The sequence below is a fragment of the Psychrobacillus sp. FSL H8-0484 genome (assembly GCF_038005325.1).
In the GTDB taxonomy this organism is placed as follows: domain Bacteria; phylum Bacillota; class Bacilli; order Bacillales_A; family Planococcaceae; genus Psychrobacillus.
In genome coordinates this window covers 3,815,275-3,833,819 of sequence record NZ_JBBOSZ010000001.1, presented here as the reverse complement: position 1 = coordinate 3,833,819, position 18,545 = coordinate 3,815,275, and the positions used below count along the sequence as shown (strand labels likewise).

21 protein-coding genes are annotated in these 18,545 nt (G+C 37.0%); 12 read left to right on the top strand and 9 right to left on the bottom strand.

Features of this window, described 5'->3' with window-relative positions:
* Positions 1-202: 202 nt before the first annotated feature.
* Both MHH81_RS18845 and MHH81_RS18840 read right to left on the bottom strand, forming a co-directional pair.
* Positions 203-1,441 (bottom strand): ABC transporter permease, encoded by a 1,239-nt coding sequence (locus MHH81_RS18845; RefSeq protein WP_340924313.1) that lies wholly within the window; start codon positions 1,439-1,441, stop codon positions 203-205.
* Positions 1,434-2,333 (bottom strand): ABC transporter ATP-binding protein, encoded by a 900-nt coding sequence (locus MHH81_RS18840; protein ID WP_340924311.1) that lies wholly within the window; start codon positions 2,331-2,333, stop codon positions 1,434-1,436. The genes MHH81_RS18845 and MHH81_RS18840 overlap by 8 nt, the downstream gene beginning before the upstream one ends.
* Before the next feature lie 137 nt (positions 2,334-2,470).
* On the opposite strand from MHH81_RS18840, the gene MHH81_RS18835 reads away from it, so the two are divergent.
* A complete protein-coding gene (locus MHH81_RS18835) occupies positions 2,471-3,367 on the top strand; it encodes a stalk domain-containing protein (RefSeq protein ID WP_340924308.1) in 897 nt (298 codons plus the stop codon).
* 75 nt (positions 3,368-3,442) lie between these two features.
* Here the strand turns inward: MHH81_RS18835 and MHH81_RS18830 are convergent, their stop codons facing one another.
* The gene (locus MHH81_RS18830) at positions 3,443-4,357 is read right to left on the bottom strand and encodes a DNA-3-methyladenine glycosylase 2 (RefSeq protein ID WP_340924305.1); all 915 of its coding nucleotides are present in this window, start codon (positions 4,355-4,357) and stop codon (positions 3,443-3,445) included.
* A gap of 120 nt (positions 4,358-4,477) precedes the next feature.
* On the opposite strand from MHH81_RS18830, the gene MHH81_RS18825 reads away from it, so the two are divergent.
* The 4 genes from MHH81_RS18825 (at position 4,478) to MHH81_RS18810 (ending at position 7,204) form a co-directional block, all read left to right on the top strand.
* Complete coding sequence (locus MHH81_RS18825; protein WP_340924303.1) at positions 4,478-5,044, top strand: bifunctional transcriptional activator/DNA repair enzyme AdaA; 567 nt, start codon at positions 4,478-4,480, stop codon at positions 5,042-5,044.
* Complete coding sequence (locus tag MHH81_RS18820; RefSeq protein ID WP_340924301.1) at positions 5,037-5,549, top strand: methylated-DNA--[protein]-cysteine S-methyltransferase; 513 nt, start codon at positions 5,037-5,039, stop codon at positions 5,547-5,549. Before MHH81_RS18825 ends, MHH81_RS18820 begins: the two co-directional genes overlap by 8 nt.
* Entirely contained in the window at positions 5,550-5,996 is a 447-nt protein-coding gene (locus MHH81_RS18815; protein WP_340924298.1) for a GNAT family N-acetyltransferase, read from the top strand.
* Between the two features lie 521 nt (positions 5,997-6,517).
* Positions 6,518-7,204 (top strand): polysaccharide deacetylase family protein, encoded by a 687-nt coding sequence (locus MHH81_RS18810; RefSeq protein ID WP_445678146.1) that lies wholly within the window; start codon positions 6,518-6,520, stop codon positions 7,202-7,204.
* Between the two features lie 99 nt (positions 7,205-7,303).
* On the opposite strand, the gene aroD is transcribed toward MHH81_RS18810, so the two are convergent.
* A complete protein-coding gene (gene aroD, locus MHH81_RS18805; protein ID WP_340924292.1) occupies positions 7,304-8,062 on the bottom strand; it encodes a type I 3-dehydroquinate dehydratase in 759 nt (252 codons plus the stop codon).
* 68 nt (positions 8,063-8,130) lie between these two features.
* Between aroD and MHH81_RS18800 the strand changes: the two genes are divergently transcribed.
* Together MHH81_RS18800 and dnaN are read left to right on the top strand one after the other, a co-directional pair.
* On the top strand, positions 8,131-8,991 hold the full coding sequence (locus tag MHH81_RS18800) for a GNAT family N-acetyltransferase (protein WP_340924289.1): 861 nt from the start codon (positions 8,131-8,133) through the stop codon (positions 8,989-8,991).
* Positions 8,991-10,127 (top strand): DNA polymerase III subunit beta, encoded by a 1,137-nt coding sequence (gene dnaN / locus MHH81_RS18795; RefSeq protein ID WP_340924286.1) that lies wholly within the window; start codon positions 8,991-8,993, stop codon positions 10,125-10,127. Before MHH81_RS18800 ends, dnaN begins: the two co-directional genes overlap by 1 nt.
* 604 nt (positions 10,128-10,731) lie before the next feature.
* Here dnaN and MHH81_RS18790 read toward each other — a convergent pair.
* Positions 10,732-11,772, bottom strand: a complete 1,041-nt coding sequence (locus MHH81_RS18790; protein ID WP_340924284.1) for a DUF4097 family beta strand repeat-containing protein — start codon at positions 11,770-11,772, stop codon at positions 10,732-10,734.
* Entirely contained in the window at positions 11,765-12,088 is a 324-nt protein-coding gene (locus MHH81_RS18785) for a PadR family transcriptional regulator (RefSeq protein WP_340924282.1), read from the bottom strand. The genes MHH81_RS18790 and MHH81_RS18785 overlap by 8 nt, the downstream gene beginning before the upstream one ends.
* Before the next feature lie 138 nt (positions 12,089-12,226).
* Between MHH81_RS18785 and MHH81_RS18780 the strand changes: the two genes are divergently transcribed.
* Both MHH81_RS18780 and MHH81_RS18775 read left to right on the top strand, forming a co-directional pair.
* Positions 12,227-12,556: an MGMT family protein gene (locus MHH81_RS18780; RefSeq protein ID WP_340924279.1), complete on the top strand. Its 330-nt coding sequence runs from the start codon at positions 12,227-12,229 to the stop codon at positions 12,554-12,556.
* Positions 12,557-12,710: 154 nt separating this feature from the next.
* A complete protein-coding gene (locus MHH81_RS18775; protein WP_340924276.1) occupies positions 12,711-13,118 on the top strand; it encodes an NUDIX hydrolase in 408 nt (135 codons plus the stop codon).
* A 14-nt stretch (positions 13,119-13,132) separates the two neighbouring features.
* Here the strand turns inward: MHH81_RS18775 and MHH81_RS18770 are convergent, their stop codons facing one another.
* On the bottom strand, positions 13,133-13,891 hold the full coding sequence (locus MHH81_RS18770) for a MerR family transcriptional regulator (RefSeq protein WP_340924274.1): 759 nt from the start codon (positions 13,889-13,891) through the stop codon (positions 13,133-13,135).
* A gap of 160 nt (positions 13,892-14,051) precedes the next feature.
* On the opposite strand from MHH81_RS18770, the gene MHH81_RS18765 reads away from it, so the two are divergent.
* Both MHH81_RS18765 and MHH81_RS18760 read left to right on the top strand, forming a co-directional pair.
* A complete protein-coding gene (locus MHH81_RS18765) occupies positions 14,052-14,639 on the top strand; it encodes a histidine phosphatase family protein (protein WP_340924272.1) in 588 nt (195 codons plus the stop codon).
* On the top strand, positions 14,636-15,139 hold the full coding sequence (locus MHH81_RS18760) for a cupin domain-containing protein (RefSeq protein ID WP_340925345.1): 504 nt from the start codon (positions 14,636-14,638) through the stop codon (positions 15,137-15,139). Before MHH81_RS18765 ends, MHH81_RS18760 begins: the two co-directional genes overlap by 4 nt.
* A 47-nt stretch (positions 15,140-15,186) precedes the next feature.
* Here the strand turns inward: MHH81_RS18760 and MHH81_RS18755 are convergent, their stop codons facing one another.
* Together MHH81_RS18755 and MHH81_RS18750 are read right to left on the bottom strand one after the other, a co-directional pair.
* Positions 15,187-16,116, bottom strand: coding sequence for a DsbA family protein (locus tag MHH81_RS18755; protein ID WP_340924269.1), 930 nt, complete (start codon positions 16,114-16,116; stop codon positions 15,187-15,189).
* Positions 16,117-16,135: 19 nt separating this feature from the next.
* A complete protein-coding gene (locus MHH81_RS18750) occupies positions 16,136-16,456 on the bottom strand; it encodes a winged helix-turn-helix transcriptional regulator (protein WP_340924266.1) in 321 nt (106 codons plus the stop codon).
* A 149-nt stretch (positions 16,457-16,605) separates the two neighbouring features.
* Between MHH81_RS18750 and nagZ the strand changes: the two genes are divergently transcribed.
* The gene (nagZ, locus tag MHH81_RS18745) at positions 16,606-18,261 is read left to right on the top strand and encodes a beta-N-acetylhexosaminidase (RefSeq protein WP_340924264.1); all 1,656 of its coding nucleotides are present in this window, start codon (positions 16,606-16,608) and stop codon (positions 18,259-18,261) included.
* Positions 18,262-18,545 lie beyond the last annotated feature (284 nt).

Genomic DNA, 18,545 nt, shown 5'->3' with positions numbered 1-18,545 from the left:
GCATCCTTTCTTTCATGGATTTATTTTATGCAAGAAGTTCCCGGTTGAATCAAAAAAAACAATCGTGAAAGGGTATCCCTGCACGATTGTTTGACGTAGTCATGTTAGATTTTAAATTTATTAATTTCTTCTTGAATCATCATTGCACCTTGTCTAAGTGATTTAGCAACGGCATAATTTCATGGATGCTTGCAGTCTTTTATTAAGTTGTTACCTTTAAAACAGTTTTGATTTTTTGTATAATTCCTCCTGAACTATACGTTAGAACGCTGCGTTTGTAGAAGGATAGACTGATCAAGAACAATACTATTACGGTACCAACTAAAATGAGCATGGATAACATTGGTTCAAAAGACGAGATATCAGTTGCTCCGATACGAAGGGGCATTACCATTCCAGATGTAAAGGGAATGTATGAGAATACTTTTATAAGCATCGTATCAGGACTAGACATTCCTGCAATTAACACGTAGAACCCTAGAATCCCTACTAACATAGCAGGCATCATTGCTTGGCTAGATTCCTCTACTTTAGAAACAAGAGAACCTAGTAGTGCCCCTAAAATTAAATATAGGAGAATGGTTATCAGTAAAAATGATACAGCATAACCAATGTAAACAAAGGATAGTTCTTGACTAATTTCAATCACCATATCCCATTTGGAACCGCCGTCAATGAACAAAAATAATAATCCTTGAATCAGAAGTAACGCCCCAATTTGTGTTATGGCAAGCAAGAAAGTCCCAGTTAATTTGGCCATGAAATGCGTAGCTGGTTTTACACTTGCAAGTAATACTTCTAATACTCGCGACCCTTTTTCAGACGCTACATCTGTTGTAATCATGGATAAAAATGTCATGACAAATGAGTAAATTAAAAATCCAACTAAGAAAGAAGCGCCCATTCCAGCTGCTTTTTCATTTTCACTTTTTCCGGTTGTGGATTGCTCGTTTAGGTTTTTCATTGAAATAACTGTTTCGGATTGAAGAATTTTATCAGCTTGCTCTGCGGTAAGATTCAGTTGCTGTACTTCATACAATTTACCCGCATATTGAAGTGTAGAAGACAAACTCTGTTGATTGTTAAATGTCAGTGGTTCGAAGGTAGCGATTTCTGCAGCTAGAGAGTTATCTTGGTCTTTGATGAAAATAGCCGCGGCATAATCACCTTCCACTACTTGTTGCTCTACTTCTGCTATTTCTGCAGATGGAAATGTAAACTCTAGGTCATTGTTCGATTCAAACAAAGCTTCAATATCAGCATCTGTTTCGTTAATCAAGGCAATTTGAAGTGCTTCATCTTCAAAAAATGCTTCTTTTATATCTGACCAAAACATAACTCCGCTAATTACAGCGATATACAGGAAGATGGAAAGGATAAAAGATTTTGCTTTTACTTTTTGAATATATAGCTGTTTGACTAGAAGCCAGAATTTAGACATGTGTACCACCGACCTTATCTTTGAATATTTCATCTAATGTCAAATAATCTAAGCTGAACTTCTCGATATATTTCCCATTAGAAACAAAGTCAAAAATAGACTGTGCGTATGATTCATTCGTTAAAGTAAGGATATATTGATCTTTCCCAATGTGTATATTCTGCACACCATCTAAGTTTTCGAGAACTTCCATTGGGACATCTGTTCGAATGGTCAATTTCGTTTTCCCATATTGTTTTTTCAAATCTAATAAACTACCGGAAAATAAAGAGACCCCTCGCTTCAATAAACAAAGATGATCACATAGCTCCTCAACATTATCCATTTGATGACTTGAAAATAAAATGGTCGTACCTTTTTCCTTTAACTCTAAAATCGCAGTTTTTAATAAATCCTTATTGACAGGATCCAGTCCACTAAATGGCTCATCTAATATGAGAAACTCAGGTTGGTGGATAAAGCTCGCAATAAGCTGTACTTTTTGTTGATTTCCTTTTGACAATGTTTCCGCTTTTGCTTTTCGCTTATCTTCTAATTCAAAACGTTCAATCCAGTAATTTACTTCTTTTCGTAAATCCTTACGTAGTTTCCCTCTTAATTCACCGAAGAAATACAATTGATCTTCCACTGTCATGGAAGGAAATATGCCTCGTTCCTCTGGTAAATATCCGAGAACATCTCGGTTAATGGAATTAATATGTTTCCCATTCCACATAATTGTACCCTCAGTCGTTTCCTGAAGATCTAAAATCATACGAAACGTAGTTGTTTTGCCGGCACCGTTTTGTCCGATCAATCCAAAGATTTCACCTTTTTCAATGGTGAAAGATAGATTATCGACGGCTACAAAGTCTTGATATCTTTTAGTTACTTGATTGATAGATAACGTCATATGTAGGCTCCATTCTATGATTTTTTGCTCACCCTCATGTATACGTTTTAATTGGGGGAATGTTTCAAATTTTTATGTAACGTTTTTTTTAGAGGAACGTCTAAATTAAAGATATGCCAAAAAGAGGGAGCGAGACTATGAAGAAAATAAGTATATTGGTAATGGTATTATTAGTAGCATTGATGGGCGATTATTCATCAGTAAGCGCACAAAGTGGGGATGAAAAAATGGATAGTACGAATTATGTCCAATTTTCTGGAGTCATCACTGATGTGAAATCACAAGACGACAAAGTTATTTTAACAGTGGAAACGAAGGAAAAGGAACCAAGCATCACCCTATTTACCTTAACAAACGATACGCTTTTGTTTAATAGTGGTTCGGCAAAAACGGTGAAAAAAGAAACGTTCCAAAAAGGGCAAGAAATTGATGCGTATTTCGATAAACTTAAACCGATGATTCTCATTTACCCAGCACAAATTACCCCAGAATTAGTAATTGTTCATGATCAACAACAGCTAGGTTTTGTAAAAGTAGGTAAGTTCGATAAAAACTTTGTTAGTTTAGATAATGAATTGAAGCTAAATATTGCAAAAGATACTGCTTTAGTAAATGAAGAAGGCGAAAAAATTGGACAACAAGACTTAAGTGGCAAGGAACTCGTTGTATTTTATACAATTACAACAAGGAGTATTCCACCCCAAACAACACCGAGTAAAATTGTAGCGCTCAACTATCTTTCAGACGAAATGAAAGAAGTTCAAACGATAATTGAAAATGATCATTTTATGCAAAATGGAGTGAAAATGATTCCACTGCGTAAAGTAGCAGAAGAACTTGGCTATAAAGTACAATCTAATTCAAAACATAATGGAGCATTAGTAACGATAGGGAATAGCTCTTTTTCTATTACACGTGGTGAAAAAACGTATAGTTACAATAAGAGCTTGCGACAATTCGTAGAAAAACCGGTATTAAAGAACAATAAAACATATGTATCTGAAGACTTTTTAGACTTATTGATTCAACCATAAAAAAATCCCGTCCAACTCGAAGTGAGGAGGACGGGAATTTTTTTGTTTTTGGTAAAATGATCCTGAACGAGATCTTTAATACAAAAACCTCCACAAATAGAAAGTCGCGTACGCTTCCCAGCCATTCCATGGTTGAGCGAGTTGCAATATTTCTTCCTTCAAAGGCTTTTGCTCAGATCCGGTCACATGCTTAATCGCATTATGTAGGCCGACATCATCTATCGGAAATGCGGAAGGATACCTTAAACAACGCATTAGCACATAGTTAGCCGTCCAAGGACCAATACCACGAATCTTCGTGAGCATTTTCTCTGCTTCTTTTACATCATTTGTTTCTATGAGCATTTCTTTTGTAAGGAAACCCATTTGTATTAATTTCGCAACATCTATTAAATACTCACATTTTTTCACGGTCATCTTTAAATCCGCAAGATCTTCTACAGTGAGTTTCGCAATGTCATTTGGAGTTGGGAATAACCAATATTGATGTCCTTCCAATTCAATGGATCGCCCAAATGTTTCGACCAAACGTCTCTTTAAGGTGTAAGCATATGTGAGATTGATTTGTTGGCCTAGTACACCCCAAGCTATCGCTTCGAATAAATCCGGAATCCCCATAATCCGTAGCCCGTTAAAATTCTTTACAGCTTGTTGAAGCACCGAATCCTTTTTAGCTAACTCATAAAATGGCTTTAGGTCGGTTTTTAGATCAAACCAATCCATCACGTAAGTAACCACTTGTTCACGAGCAGATTTATATGCAGGTCTTGTATTACCTAAAAACTCTACAACTAATACCTGGTTATCTCCTTCGCTAATTTCAACAAGCGGCGTAAATTCACCCAACGGTATCGCTTTTCTTACTTTATTTTCGTGGATATGGAATAAGCATTCATTTGTGGACCGAGACAAATATTCAAGGTTGTGTTTAAAACTAAAATTGGATGGTGTTTTTATCATAATCTGTTTTCCTTGTTCTTCCCATAACATGTTGCGATCACCCCTTTATTTATCCATTATATATAGAGAGAATTTCGTTATCTTGCTATTATGCTCACAAAATAAGCGATGATTGTAGAAATAAAAGTATACTAAAGTGGAGGTGATTCCATGAAAAACGAGAAAATATCCGATGAGCAGTGGCAAGCAATTATTGATAATAACTCAGCTTACGACGATGTGTTTTATTATGCAGTCAAATCGACGGGCATATTTTGTCGACCTTCTTGTAAATCACGACCACCAAAGAAAGAAAATGTCCGAATTTATCAAGAAGCAAAAGAGGCAATAGAGGATGGCTTTCGTTCGTGCAAACGTTGTAAACCAAGTGGATTATACTTGCCAGACGAGGAATGGGTCACACAAATTATGGAATACATGGATAGGCATTATGATGAGCAATTAACGCTAGAAAATCTGGCGGATATATGTCATGGTAGCCCGTATCATTTGCAGAAAACGTTTAAAAGAGTGTTGAGGATTTCACCTGTAGAATATTTGCAACAAATTAGAATAACGAAAGCAAAAGAATTGCTCACAACTACAAACAAACCACTTGTGGAAATAGGTTCTACAATTGGGATGCACAATATCCCATATTTCATTACACTATTCAAAAAGATAACAGGGAATACCCCAAACCAATATAGAAAAAAGGAGACTCCAACAAATGAATAAAATATACTGGACGCTTTTCATTCATCATGAATGGCAATTATATATGGCAACAACAGAAAATGGGCTATGTTATGTCGGTTCGCAAGGTAAACCATATGAAGAAATGGAAGTTTGGCTAGCAAAGCGTTTTCCAAAATATGAGTTAGTGGAAGAGGAAGAAGAAGAAGCTTTATCTCCATACAAAAATGAAATAAAAGAATATCTAAACGGAACACGTCGAGAGTTCACAGTACCAGTGGAGTTGAAAGGAACAGCATTTCAATTATCCATTTGGGATTCACTGTCCAAAATTCCTTATGGAGAGAAGAAATCATACTCGGAAATTGCAAATATAATTCAAAATCCCGCTGCCGTAAGAGCGGTAGGAGCAGCAATTGGAGCAAACCCAGTATTAATAACCATTCCCTGTCACCGAGTAGTCGCGAAAAATGGCGCATTAACAGGTTACCGTGGCGGATTAGAAATGAAAGAAAGGCTATTAACATTAGAAAATGGAGATTTGTAAATGAAAACGAAAAGAATAAAGGAAGCATATCCGATGGATCTATTATTACTCGCGGACCCTTCCCGCAAGCTTATCGAGCAATATATACAAAGAGGAGAATGTTACATTGCTGAAAAAAATAGTGAAACAATTGGAGTATATGTATTGCTACCGACTAGACCTAAAACAGTTGAACTTGTCAATATTGCAGTAGCAGAACAGTACCATGGGAAGGGAATCGGCAAAGCGCTTGTACTGGATGCAATAGAGAAGGCAAAACAAAAGGGCTATAAACTGATTGAAGTAGGTACAGGCAATTCGAGTATCGTACAGTTGGCCCTCTATCAAAAATGCGGTTTTCGTATTACCGGTGTGGATAAAGACTTTTTCAAGATTCATTATGAGGAAGAGATTGTGGAGAATGGAATCATCTGTGTTGATATGATACGACTAGCTCGGCAATTATAGATGGTATTAATTTTTTTTTTTTCAAATTGAATAGCCAAATGTACTAAGAAATGTAATGTAGCAAATGGTTTTTCTTTACATCTTGGCTATACCAATTTACAGATTACAAACTAAGAATTGTTCACAGTTTGAATCAATTTCATAATTCTAATTTACATGAAAAAACACGAACAATACTAAGGAAAATAAAAAAAATATTTTTTACATGGAATAAAGTGTAGTTGATTTTCGCTATAGGCGGACGCTTTCCGCGGGGTGAGCGATAAGCCATCACCGCCGCCTGCCGCTTCAATCAAAGAAGTGATAAATGTTCGTATTTTAATGACAAAGTACTATTTATGAAATTAACTCAATTTGTTTATGATTTTTGATTATTAACAAACAATACTAAAGGATATAAGAAAGGTATAAATCACTGCAATTAGCCAAAAGTAATCAAAGGTTGGTGATAAAAAAGATTGGAATGTGATGATATGAAAAATAAACATTTATTCTTGTTATTATTACTTTTTGTTGGATTTATGTTTGTACTTAGTGCAAGTTATACAACATCAGCAGAAAAAGGTCGACGTTATTATGAAAAAACTGGTGAGGTGGTTTGGGAAATTGATACGGAAGAAAAAGTGGTGGCGCTTACATTCGACGATGGCCCACACCCTAAATATACAGCAGAGATATTAGACCTTTTAGCTAGTTACAATGCAAAAGCTACTTTCTTTATAGTTGGTGAAAATGCAGAAAAAAAACCAGAGCTCATATTACGACAATACAACGAAGGTCATGAAATTGCTAATCATACCTATACGCATCCTTTAAAAACTACCCTACCTAAATTAGAGGTTGAGATAAAAAAAACAAATGATTTAATTTATAGTATCACAGGTTATTATCCAGAGCTCTTCCGACCGGTAGAAGGGCAATATACAGATAGTCTGGTTCAAAGTTTAGTAAAAAACGGTTACAAGGTTATTATGTGGTCTTGGCATCAGGATACAGAGGATTGGAAAAATCCTGGTGTTCATCGAATAGTAAAAACGGTGTTAAATGGAACAGAGCCAGGGAATGTAATTCTATTTCACGATGGCGGAGGGAACCGGAGCCAGACTGTTAAGGCTTTAGAGAAGATCTTGCCGGAACTTCAAAAACAAGGGTATGAATTTGTGACGATATCAGAACTTCTTAAGATGAAAAATGAAAGCGGTAAATAACTTCACTGCTTTACTCCCCTTTTATGAAGGGTAGTAAAGCAGATGGTAACAATAATAGTTGCATAAGTGCATATTCCCTACTTTATTTTTATTCGGAAGTTAATTTTCGTTAGTATGCAATATTTCTAACATGTTTCTGAGCTCTGCTGCTGGTATTTGTCCAGGAGCAGAAGCTTCGATTCCCGCGCCAAATGTTGCGGCAGAACCAAAAGTCTCTCCAGCTAGCCGACTGATAACACCAGTGGATGCCATCGACATTGTAATAATCGGTCGGTCTGCATGCAGGGAATACATAGTGTAAGTAGCATCAAGTAATGTGAGTACATCTGTGGGATTTTTAGGCATCACAGCGATTTTCGGTATGTGTGCACCAAGCTCCTGCATTCGTTGCAGTCTCCAGATAATTTCTTCTTTCATGGGTGTTTTTTCAAAATCATGATTAGACATGATGACAAATACATCTTTGGCTTCTGCAATCTCTACAATTTCGCTTACATGCGGTGAAAATAACTCCACGTCAATTAAGTCAATTTCCTTTGTAAGTATGACTGCCTCTAAAAGCCGCTTATAATAAGCATCTTTGATTTCTTTATTTCCACCTTCACGATGACTTCTAAATGTGAATAAAAGAGGAGTAGGAAAAAGTGCTTTTCGAATAGCGGAAAGTGTTTCTTTAACTGCCTCTATATTTTCAATATCTACTAGCACATCTGCGCGCCACTCGACAATATCAGGACTTACCTGTTGAATTGTTTTAATTTCCGTAAGTAGTTGATCCTTATTTTTCCCCATGAGTGGAACTATAATTTTCGGTACACCTTCTCCTATATGAATATCACGAATAGAAACAATTTTCATAAAACTATTCCCCTCCAACTATGTTTTACGTTATATTAACATACAAAGATACAGAGAGGGATGTTCACATGATATTTCAACGATATGAAAATGCAGATGATTTTGAGAAAAAAGCAATGCCTTTTTTAGTTCAACATGAGGATAAGTTCAGTTTGTTCTTAGGAGTACTTCAAGGGATAAAAGAGGGGAAATATGAAAATCCATTTATGGCGACAATCGAAGAAAATGGTGGGTTACTTGCACTTTTTCAAATGACACCACCACATCCTCTCAATATCATTTTTGTAAATGAAGATCAAAAAGATGCATGTATCCATTTGAGCATCGACGAGTTTATCAATCAATCTTTACTTATAGAATCTATTATAAGTGTAAAAGAATGGGCGTATCAATTTGCTGAAAAATGGAAGGAGAGAACAGGTCAAAGCTTCTCTATTTTGATGGACCAAGGATTATACCGACTAGACCAAGTGGACGAGTCGCTAGAAATGAGCCCTGGTGCATGGCGTTACGCTACTGTGGAAGACGCACTACTTATTGAAGAATGGTATAGCCTATTTGAAAAAGATACTGGGCTTCCTAAAACAGATCCATTGGAAATAAAGAAGAGAGTGAAAATAATGCTAGATGCAAAGGAAGCCTTCTTATGGGAGAACGAGGGCAAAATCGTATCTATGATGAAAAAAGCAAGGCCATCAGCGCATGGAGTTACCGTTTCACTTGTATTCACGCCAAAAGAGGAACGGAAAAAAGGATACGCGCGCACAATGGTAGCAGCTGGAAGTAAAGAGCTCTTAAAAGAATTTCAATTTTGTGTACTTTACACAGATATGCTCAATCCAACATCCAATAAAATCTATCAAGAAATTGGCTATAAAAAAGTGGTAGATTCAGTTCATTTAAAGCTTGATAAAAGTGAGGGAAACTGATGAAATTTGAAATTATGCGCCATCGACTATTAGATGCATTAAACGATGTAATGAAAGCTGTAAGTTCCAAAACAACTATACCTATTTTGACTGGGATAAAACTAGAAGTGACGGAAGCTGGATTACGCATAACAGGTAGTGATTCAGATATAACTATTCAAACGTTTATCAAAGCAGTAGAAGATGGGGACCAAGTGATTCGTGTTATGGAAGAAGGGGCGATTGTATTACAAGCTCGTATGTTTAATGAAATCGTTCGGAAGCTTCCTACCAGTGATGTGGAAATTGAAGTGACGGAAAAATATGATACACATATTCGTTCTGGTAAATCAGAGTTTCATTTAATAGGATTAGAGCCTTCTGAATATCCTTTGCTTCCAGACATTCAGGATGACCGCCATTTTGAAATTCCAGCGGATTTATTAAAATCTATTATTCGTGAAACCGTATTCGCCGTTTCACCTTCTGAAAATCGTCCTGTACTAACTGGTGTTCACTGGCAAGCGAAAAATGGGGAGCTTGTTTGTGTAGCCACAGATAGTCACCGTCTTGCTCGTCGCAAAGTGACTTTAGAACAATTACCGGAAAAAGAATATAGTGTAGTTATTCCTGGAAAGAGTTTAAACGAGTTAAGTAAAATTATTGGGGACTCATCAGAACCTGTTCAAATTGTGATGACGGACCAACAGGTGTTATTTAAAACAGAAGATGTATTGTTCTATTCTCGATTATTGGAAGGGAATTATCCAGATACATCTCGCTTAATTCCTACCGAATATAAAACATTTGTCACGATGAACGGAAAAGCATTATTTCAAGCGATAGATCGGGCATCTTTATTAGCGCGTGAAGAACGTAATAATATCGTTCGCTTCTCTTCATTAGAAGAAAATATTGTAGAAATATCATCGAGCTCTCCTGAAATTGGGGAAGTAGAAGAAGAAATTCAAACAACCTCTATCGAGGGAGAACAGCTAAAGATTTCATTTAGTGCAAAATATATGATGGATGCCTTAAAAGCGTTTGATGGACAAGATGTTACCATTCAATTTACTGGAGCCATGCGTCCGTTCATTTTGAATTCTGTTAAAGATAATGAAGTTTTACAATTAATTGTACCGGTTCGAACGTACTAGTTAGGGATTAAAAGCAGGATTTCACCCTTCTTTGTAATTTACAAATATTAAATTACAAAGAAAGGGGGGATATGTCTTGAATAACAGCTGTTTTTTATGAAAGAAAATCCTGAACGCGACATAAATGGAAGAGGAGAAAACAAAAAGGGGCTGTCCAATAAGCCCATAAATTGAAGCAGGTGCAGAAAAACGAGTCTTTTTCTAGACCTGTTTTTAGTATACTTTTTATTAAAACTACTATTTTTTGTAGGCAATTGATTGTAGTGAAAGACGGCGACTCCAGCGGGAATAGCAGATGTTTTCTGCACCGAAAGCGAAGCGGCAGGTGCATGAGCTGAAGGCCCCGCAGGAGCGAAAGCGACGAGGAGACTGAAGTCATGCCCGCGGAAAGGGTCCGTCTGGAACGGAAATCAATACATTGGAAAAGGGACCGTCTCTCAGTCAATGTATGACTTTAGGGACAGCCCCAACCTTAGAATCATTTCAAGTTCTTACTCTGCTGCAGAAGCTTTGGTTCTCCTGTACGATCCCAGTTTTCACCTGTTTCATACAAGGAAGAATTGTGTCTTGGTTTTACAAGTTTGAGAAAGTACTGCTCCAACGATTAAAGAACCCCAGGAGCACTTTTCTTCGCCACCGTTATTTTTCCGTTATCGGAAGAGAGGTGTACAGTGTTTGAACCACTTCCAAATACTGTACGGGAATTGTTTTCACCAAATACACTAATCCTACCATGATCCACCTTGGCATGAATGGATACATCAGTTGGTTCATTTTCTGTTTCCACCAGAATGCTTCCGTTATCTGTATCTAATCGAATAGTGCGATCCAGACTGGCTGTTAGAAGTGAAATTCTACCGTTATCGGTTTTCCCAATGATATCCCCATTCACGTATTCCATCATGATTTGTCCGTTATCTGTTTCGGTACGAATTTGCTCAGCATCTATATGTCGAAGATCGATTCGTCCATTATCCGTTTCAGCGGAAAGTTTATCAACTTGAACTTTATCAATTTCAATACGACCGTTATCGGTCTCTACCTCTAAAATAGTAGTGGCAAATTCTTTTAAGCCAATGCTCCCGTTATCAGATGTTGCTTTGATGTTCTTACCAAGTATTTTTTCTGCACGAATGCGTCCATTATCTGTTTTCATAATAATGGTTGTGTACAGTTTTTTAGGAAGTGCTACATTTACTTTCATTTCTTTAAACAAGAATAAGAAGCTAAACAACTTGAATTTCTTCGTTTTTAATTGGATGGATAATGTATCATTCCTGACTTCAGCAGTTAGCTCTAATTTTTCATTTTCTCCTATTAACTCAATAATTGTTTCTTCTGTCTCAGAAGGGAAAACGTTCAGAGAACCGTAATCAATATTCATTAACACGTTAGAAAAGTTAGGGTTAGGAATATTTATTACTTTATTATTTGTTTGGATTTTCTCCGGAACATAATTTTCGAGTAGTTCTTGCGCAATTTCCTTTGGAGAACCAAGAGAAGCAGCTATGTCGCCATCCGATTTACCATCTTCACGGCCAATAGAGAAATATTCTCGTATATCTTGAAGGATATCGTTTCTTTCGTCAGCTGTCATTCGGGTTAACGCAGTTTCTAATTCACTAATAAATTGTTGTTCAGTCATGTTTTACACCCTCTTCGATTAGATTATTGACGCCATTGGTGAAGCTTTTCCATTCATTTAACTGTTCATGTAAATAAGTTCTGCCTAGTTCCGTCAGCTTGTAATATTTCCGAGGTGGACCTTCCGTTGACTCCTGTAAATAGGTCGTAAAGTATCCTTCCTTCGTTAAGCGACGTAATAATGGATAGACAGACCCTTCCGAAATCGAGATTTGGTTTGATATTTTTTGTACAAGCTCATAGCCATATCGATCTTGCTTATCCAATAAAACCAACACGCAAAGATTCAACACACCTTTTTTAAATTGGATATTCATTTCCCTGTCACTCCTTTCACTACTATTCAATAAACAGTACCTTTGATAGCAATATATCATACACTATTATCTTATGCAAGGTACTGAATAAAATATACATAATCAGTTATAATCGAAGTAATGAAAGGATGAAGCGTGATGAACCCTTTTACGGAAAGAGTTATTCAAATTATAAAAGCGATACCGCAAGGAAAAGTCATGACATATGGGCAAATTGCAAAAGAAGCCGGAAGTCCACGTGGGGCAAGGCAGGTCGTACGTATACTTCACGCAATGAGTGCAAAACACAAATTACCGTGGCATCGAGTGATCAATATAAAAGGAGAAATAGCTATTCCGGATGAAGAAACTGCCTATTCTCAAAGAGCGATGCTAGAAGCTGAAGGCGTTTGTTTTCGTTCCAATGGGCTCGTGGATCTAAAAAAATCAAGATACGTACCCGAAATTAATGATGTAGATTTAATTTAACTTTATTCATCCTGCGTTTGGACGCAGGATGAATAAAGTTAAAGCCTCCGGCGGATGTCACAGATTTTGAAAGGAGTTAATCGTGCAAGCACGATTCAAAATCTGGACGCAAATACGCCAAGGCGAATTTGATTAAATGAAGTGGGGAATAAAAATGTTCAAATGGCAAGGCGCAGCAGGTATTTGTATAAATGAAAATAAGGAAATATTAATGGTCCTTCAAGCAGCTCCGGGAGAAGAGAAGAAATGGACGGTTCCATCGGGGACATTAGAAGAAGGAGAAACATTAGAAGAATGTTGCGTAAGAGAATTTTGGGAAGAAACTGGCTTTACAGTTCGTACTATTGAAAAAGTACATAGTAAAAGTGGCACTATTAGTGAACACGGAATTTCTTATAATGTGGAATACTTTTTAGTAGAGATAGTAAGTGGGGAAATAACTATTCAAGACCCAGATGAATTTATTCTTGAAATATCTTGGAAGTCGTTAGAAGAAATTGAAGAGCTTCCTTTGGCTTATCCAGAAGATATCCACATAATCGAACAAACGTTAAAAAACTAGAAGGTACGAACCTTCTAGTTTTTTGTATAAATAAGAACGGCATCTCTTAAAAACTCCGCAGCACCTGGCTGTATTTTGTCGTAGTAAGCAGTGAAACGTTCATCATCTACATACATTTGTGCAACGCTAGCATGTGCTTCTTTCGTATACTGATCCCAGTAAAAGCATAACCATTGGCGGTGCAAGTCTGCTGTTTTTTGCGCAAGTTCCCCTGCTGGATCACCGGTTGTTATTGCTGCTTTCAAGCTCTTAGCAATTTTCTCTGCTAAGTTAGTTACTTCTTCATGTTGTGCTTGTGTCATACCTTTTACTTTTGCATTTGATTTATTTACAGCATCCTCTCCATATTTTTCTCGAATTTCTTTTCCGTACTTATCCTCATTGTTATCCACAAGTTTTTGTTTAAACCCTTCAAACTTCTCTTTATCTGACATTGTAATGCTCCTTTCTGTTAGTTGAATGGACTTATCCACATTTTCAATCAATAAATCCAATTGTGCTCTTTTCTCGAGCAATTTTTCCCGATGTTCCTTTAATGCAGTTGCTCCGTTGAATGTCTCCGAAGTCATGATTTCTTTAATACTATCCAAATTAACGCCGAGTTCCCGATAGAATAGAATTTGCTGTAGCCGATCTACTTCAACAGAACCATAAATACGATAGCCAGATGAATTGATTCGTGCTGGTTTCAGCAACCCAATTTCATCATAATAGCGAAGTGTTCGCGTACTTATTCCCGCCAGTTGACCAAGCTTTTGCACGGTATATTCCATAAAATCACCTCCTAGTAACTACAGTCTAAACCTTTACGCAACGTCAAGGTCAATAGGGAATTAAGAAATTGTTCATTTTGTTTTATTTCATTATAATGGATGAATATGAAGGGATTTTTTCTCATGTCGATGGATAAGAAAATGTAAGGGGGAAAATAACATGACGACTATTGGTTTTGTAAGACATGGTGTGACAGCTTGGAATAAAGAAGGAAGAGCGCAGGGGACAACAGATGTGCCGTTGGATGATGAAGGAATTGAAATGGCGGAGCATGTTGCTGATAGAATTCAGTATGAAGAATGGGATGTCATTTATACGAGTCCTTTAATTCGTGCGAAAAAAACTGCAGAGATTATTGCGGAAAAACAACCGGAGATCGATTTTTTTGTAGATAAGCGTTTAGGGGAAATCGGTGGAGGTATTATTGAAGGAACAACGGAAGAAGAACGGGTAGCAAAATGGGGGACTGATTGGAGAAGTAAAGATATGGGGTTTGAACCAGAGGATGTTATTATTTCTCGTGGCATGTCCTTTATAGAAGATGTGAAGCAAGCGCATCCTGGTAAACGCGTGCTAGTAGTTAGTCACGGAGGTTTCATTAGTAGACTAATAAATGTACTCGTACCAAAAGGTGAATTTTCTAGTGATATAGGAAATACTTCTGTTACAGTTATTGAAATGCAAGATAATGAAAATTTATGTCACTTATTCAACTGTATGAAGCATTTAGAAATGAGGGAAGTATAGTGCAGAAGGATGCAAATTATTACATACAACATCTTGGATTAGAGCCTCACCCAGAAGGTGGGTATTTTAAAGGTACATATGCTTCTGAGCAATCAATGGATGCTTTTGGCACGACTCGAAAGCTGTACACAAGTATTTATTTTCTACTAGGAGAAGGAGATGTGTCCCACTTTCACCGCTTAAAATCTGACGAACTATGGTATTTCCACGGAGGAAGCCCCCTATTAGTGCATGTTATTGACGAAGAAGGAAATTATTTAGAACATAAGCTAGGTCTAGATATAGAAAATGGGGAAATCCCACAAGTGCTTGTACCAAAAAACTCTATTTTTGGCTCATCCGTTATCGAAAATGGGTCATTTTCTCTTGTTGGCTGCATGGTTGCTCCTGGCTTTGATTTTGAAGACTTCGAACTCTTCACACAAAAAGAGCTACTAGAAAAGCATTCACAGCATGAACAAATTATCCGTAAATTGGCTTATGAGAAGTTGCCGGAATAAAGGTGAAAAACGCCTTCAAGCATCCAGTGCCTGAGAGCGTTTTTGTATTATTTATTCATTTTAATATATTTCTCTCCAAGAACTTCTTCAACAACATAACTGTCTGCAGCTAATTCTTTTTCAACGAAAGAAACAACATCTTTTTGTTCCAAACCGTATAAGTCCTCAATCTCACGAGAGAATAATAGCTCCTCTTTTTGCGACACCTTTAGTAATGTTGGTATTGCTTTTGGTTGGATGATTTCTTCTGGAAGCATTTGTTTCAGTGCTTGCACATAGTCATCATACGGGCGAGATCCGACCACTTTTACGCCTTTTTGTTCTTCGTTTAAGAAAATAATTGTAGGAAATCCACGAACGCCTAAACGACCAGCCATCATGAAGTCTTCTTCTAAGCTGTTTTGAGCTGCTGGAAGATGTGATTCTTTTACAATCTCTTCTCCATTTAATCCAATACTGTTTACGATATCGATTAATATTTGGTCACTACTGATGTTCTTATTGAAAGGAAATACCGCTTCTCTTGCTTTACGTAAAAAAACGGGTGCTAACTCAGCTTTTTGTTGTTGGATTACTTTGTATACACGTGACGGAATATACGAAGAAGAAACTGGATCTTCTAACCAAAACGAACCGTCGATTGGCATACGAGTATGATCCCCTACTTCTCTCCAGTGTCCTGCAACATCTTCAGGACCGGAAATTCCGTTAGAAACATCTGCAAAACCATCCCATTTTTCAAGTAGACCACCCATTAATGTATGCATATTAAAGTATTGGCCATATTCTTCTACGAATTTACGTAATGTTGGCTCTAAAGCCCAGCAATGCGAACAAATTGGATCGGTTACATAGTATAGGTCGATCTTTTTGCTAGGTGCAGATAAATCGATGAATCCCATTGCAGTGTTTTCTTCTCCAGCTGGTCCACAAATGCCTGTTTCTAAATCACACATCATTGCATTTTTATTTGTCATATCCTTTATCCTCTTTTCTTTAATTTTCTAAAGTAATATGTTGTTTTGCCCAAGCATGTACAGGCTTAAGTGCTTCTGCAAGTTCCTGACCTGCATCGGTTAAGTGATAGGAGATGTTGACAGAAGCTTCTACTGTCATTTTTTTCTCAACTAAACCGTGCTCGGCAAGTTCAGTCAACTTTAGCGATAAAGCACGGGGAGTAATATCGGTTAAATCCTTTTTCATGGCCGAAAAATTTGCTGTATAATCTGGGCAGTTCGATAAGTAATGAACGATTAACCCGTTCCAACGTCTTCCAAGTATTTGAAATGATGATTCTAAATATGGACAAATCTTCATCTTATTTATCCCCCGTTTCTAATTATAGAATAACTTAATATAAAAAATATATCAAGTATAATTTTTATATCTTAATTTAAAATAAAGGAATAACGGTCATACTTATGGAAATAAAAAATAAGTATTATCAATAGTCCGGAGGCTCTTATATGATGAAAAAAGTAGGGGTATTTCTCTTTATATTTTTAGTTCTAGGAATTGTGGAAGTGTATTTAGAGATGCAAAATGAATTGGGAGAGAGAGTGGAAACATCCATGGAAGTAGAACAGCCTGCAGAAGTGGAATCTCTAGTGCAACTCATTTTTGAGCATGCAAAAAAAGGGCAGGTATTGGATATCCCGTTTATTGTGGGAGAAACAGATATGGAACAAATTCATGAATTATGGGGCAACCCCGATGGAAAAAGCGAGAATTCAAAGAATTTTTACGATACTTATTTTTCTAAAAACGCGACAATTGGTCATCGTTCCGAAGTGGTTTTTGATATTCGTTCCAATTCTATGCCTATCCAGCAGATTCGGTTGGAAGATATTAAAGAAATTGGTGGAGAACCTGATGAAATACGTGTTTATCAAGACGAGGAAGTCAATCAAACAATCCTCTTGTATGAGGTTACACCTATTTATCAACTAAAATGGATCTTACCAAAACCAACAGAGAATGAACCAAACCCAGCGGTCGATCATATATCCATTTACACCAAACTTAAGGTAGCTAGAAAAGAAGAAAACCTGATTATTACTGAGATGAGCTTGGAAGAAAAGATTGGCCAAATGATTTTTGCAGGAATCACAGGAACTAGCTTATCAAAGGAAACTAAGCAACTTGTGTCAGGTGATAAAGTAGGGGGGATAATCTTTTTTAAAGATAATTTACAAGATGTGAACCAAGCGGTTACATTAATAAACTCGATAAAAGCAGAAAGTAGTGACAATAAAATTCCGTTGCTATTAGGTGTAGATCAAGAAGGGGGCAGAGTTTCTAGATTACCCAAATTAACTAGTCTACCAACAAATCAAGAAATAGGAGAACAAAACAACGAGACTTTATCCTATAGAATAGGAAATCTATTGGGACAAGAATTAAATGCCTTTGGTCTTAATATTAATTTTGCACCTGTACTTGATGTGAATAGCAATACAAACAATCCGGTTATTGGAGATCGGTCTTTCGGAAACAATGCAGGTATTGTAAGTAAACTTGGTATTCAGACGATGCAAGGAATACAGAGTCAAAATATTATTTCAGTTGTAAAACATTTTCCTGGGCATGGTGATACCGGAGTAGATTCCCATCTAGAACTTCCAGTTATTCAAAAAAGTATAGAAGATTTAAATGCATTGGAATTAATTCCATTTAAAAATGCAATTGCAGATAGTGCAGATGTAGTGATGATTGCTCATATTCTATTGCCGAAGATTGATCCTAACTTTCCATCTTCTCTGTCTCATGAAATTATTACAGGCATCTTGAGAGAGCAGCTACAGTTCGATGGAGTTGTCATGACAGATGATATGACGATGAATGCAATAATAGGAAACTATGAAATTGGTCAAGCAACGGTTGAAGCGGTGAAGGCTGGAAATGATATGGTGTTAATAGCACATGAGTACACAAATGTGAAGCGAGCTATCGAATCAATTCTCCAAGCAGTAAACTCTGGTGAAATAACAGAGGAAAGAATAAATACAAGTGTAGATAGAATTCTGTCGTTGAAAGAAAAATATAAGGTGAGTAATGATCAAGTGAAAGAGGTAAACATAGAGCAGATAAATCAATCTATAGAGCAAACAGTAGGGAGCTGATGGGTTATTGATTAATGAAAATAGAAGGACTTCCATGTAAAGGAAGTCCCTTCAGACTGTAGACAAACTCAATGTTGGATGTATAGAGTTGTATATAAAATTCGGCATGGACCACCACTTCGCTTTCCGTGGGCTTGACTTCAGCCTCGGGCCAACACGAGGTTGGTCATGAAGGCGTTGCCGCAGGACGCGGCGTCCTTAGCCTTTCTTCCTCAAGCGTTCCTGCGGGGTCTTCAGCTCAAGCTGTTCCCACAGGAGTCTTCGTGGTGGTCCATGCCTAATAA

What these genes read in the sequence shown, in the direction of transcription:
- MHH81_RS18845 (WP_340924313.1), bottom strand. Translation starts at nt 1,441, where the DNA reads ATGTCTAAATTCTGGCTTCTAGTCAAACAGCTATATATTCAAAAAGTA.
- MHH81_RS18840 (WP_340924311.1), bottom strand. Translation starts at nt 2,333, where the DNA reads ATGACGTTATCTATCAATCAAGTAACTAAAAGATATCAAGACTTTGTA.
- MHH81_RS18835 (WP_340924308.1), top strand. Translation starts at nt 2,471, where the DNA reads ATGAAGAAAATAAGTATATTGGTAATGGTATTATTAGTAGCATTGATG.
- MHH81_RS18830 (WP_340924305.1), bottom strand. Translation starts at nt 4,357, where the DNA reads ATGTTATGGGAAGAACAAGGAAAACAGATTATGATAAAAACACCATCC.
- MHH81_RS18825 (WP_340924303.1), top strand. Translation starts at nt 4,478, where the DNA reads ATGAAAAACGAGAAAATATCCGATGAGCAGTGGCAAGCAATTATTGAT.
- MHH81_RS18820 (WP_340924301.1), top strand. Translation starts at nt 5,037, where the DNA reads ATGAATAAAATATACTGGACGCTTTTCATTCATCATGAATGGCAATTA.
- MHH81_RS18815 (WP_340924298.1), top strand. Translation starts at nt 5,550, where the DNA reads ATGAAAACGAAAAGAATAAAGGAAGCATATCCGATGGATCTATTATTA.
- MHH81_RS18810 (WP_445678146.1), top strand. Translation starts at nt 6,518, where the DNA reads ATGTTTGTACTTAGTGCAAGTTATACAACATCAGCAGAAAAAGGTCGA.
- aroD (WP_340924292.1), bottom strand. Translation starts at nt 8,062, where the DNA reads ATGAAAATTGTTTCTATTCGTGATATTCATATAGGAGAAGGTGTACCG.
- MHH81_RS18800 (WP_340924289.1), top strand. Translation starts at nt 8,131, where the DNA reads ATGATATTTCAACGATATGAAAATGCAGATGATTTTGAGAAAAAAGCA.
- dnaN (WP_340924286.1), top strand. Translation starts at nt 8,991, where the DNA reads ATGAAATTTGAAATTATGCGCCATCGACTATTAGATGCATTAAACGAT.
- MHH81_RS18790 (WP_340924284.1), bottom strand. Translation starts at nt 11,772, where the DNA reads ATGACTGAACAACAATTTATTAGTGAATTAGAAACTGCGTTAACCCGA.
- MHH81_RS18785 (WP_340924282.1), bottom strand. Translation starts at nt 12,088, where the DNA reads ATGAATATCCAATTTAAAAAAGGTGTGTTGAATCTTTGCGTGTTGGTT.
- MHH81_RS18780 (WP_340924279.1), top strand. Translation starts at nt 12,227, where the DNA reads ATGAACCCTTTTACGGAAAGAGTTATTCAAATTATAAAAGCGATACCG.
- MHH81_RS18775 (WP_340924276.1), top strand. Translation starts at nt 12,711, where the DNA reads ATGTTCAAATGGCAAGGCGCAGCAGGTATTTGTATAAATGAAAATAAG.
- MHH81_RS18770 (WP_340924274.1), bottom strand. Translation starts at nt 13,891, where the DNA reads ATGGAATATACCGTGCAAAAGCTTGGTCAACTGGCGGGAATAAGTACG.
- MHH81_RS18765 (WP_340924272.1), top strand. Translation starts at nt 14,052, where the DNA reads ATGACGACTATTGGTTTTGTAAGACATGGTGTGACAGCTTGGAATAAA.
- MHH81_RS18755 (WP_340924269.1), bottom strand. Translation starts at nt 16,116, where the DNA reads ATGACAAATAAAAATGCAATGATGTGTGATTTAGAAACAGGCATTTGT.
- MHH81_RS18750 (WP_340924266.1), bottom strand. Translation starts at nt 16,456, where the DNA reads ATGAAGATTTGTCCATATTTAGAATCATCATTTCAAATACTTGGAAGA.
- nagZ (WP_340924264.1), top strand. Translation starts at nt 16,606, where the DNA reads ATGATGAAAAAAGTAGGGGTATTTCTCTTTATATTTTTAGTTCTAGGA.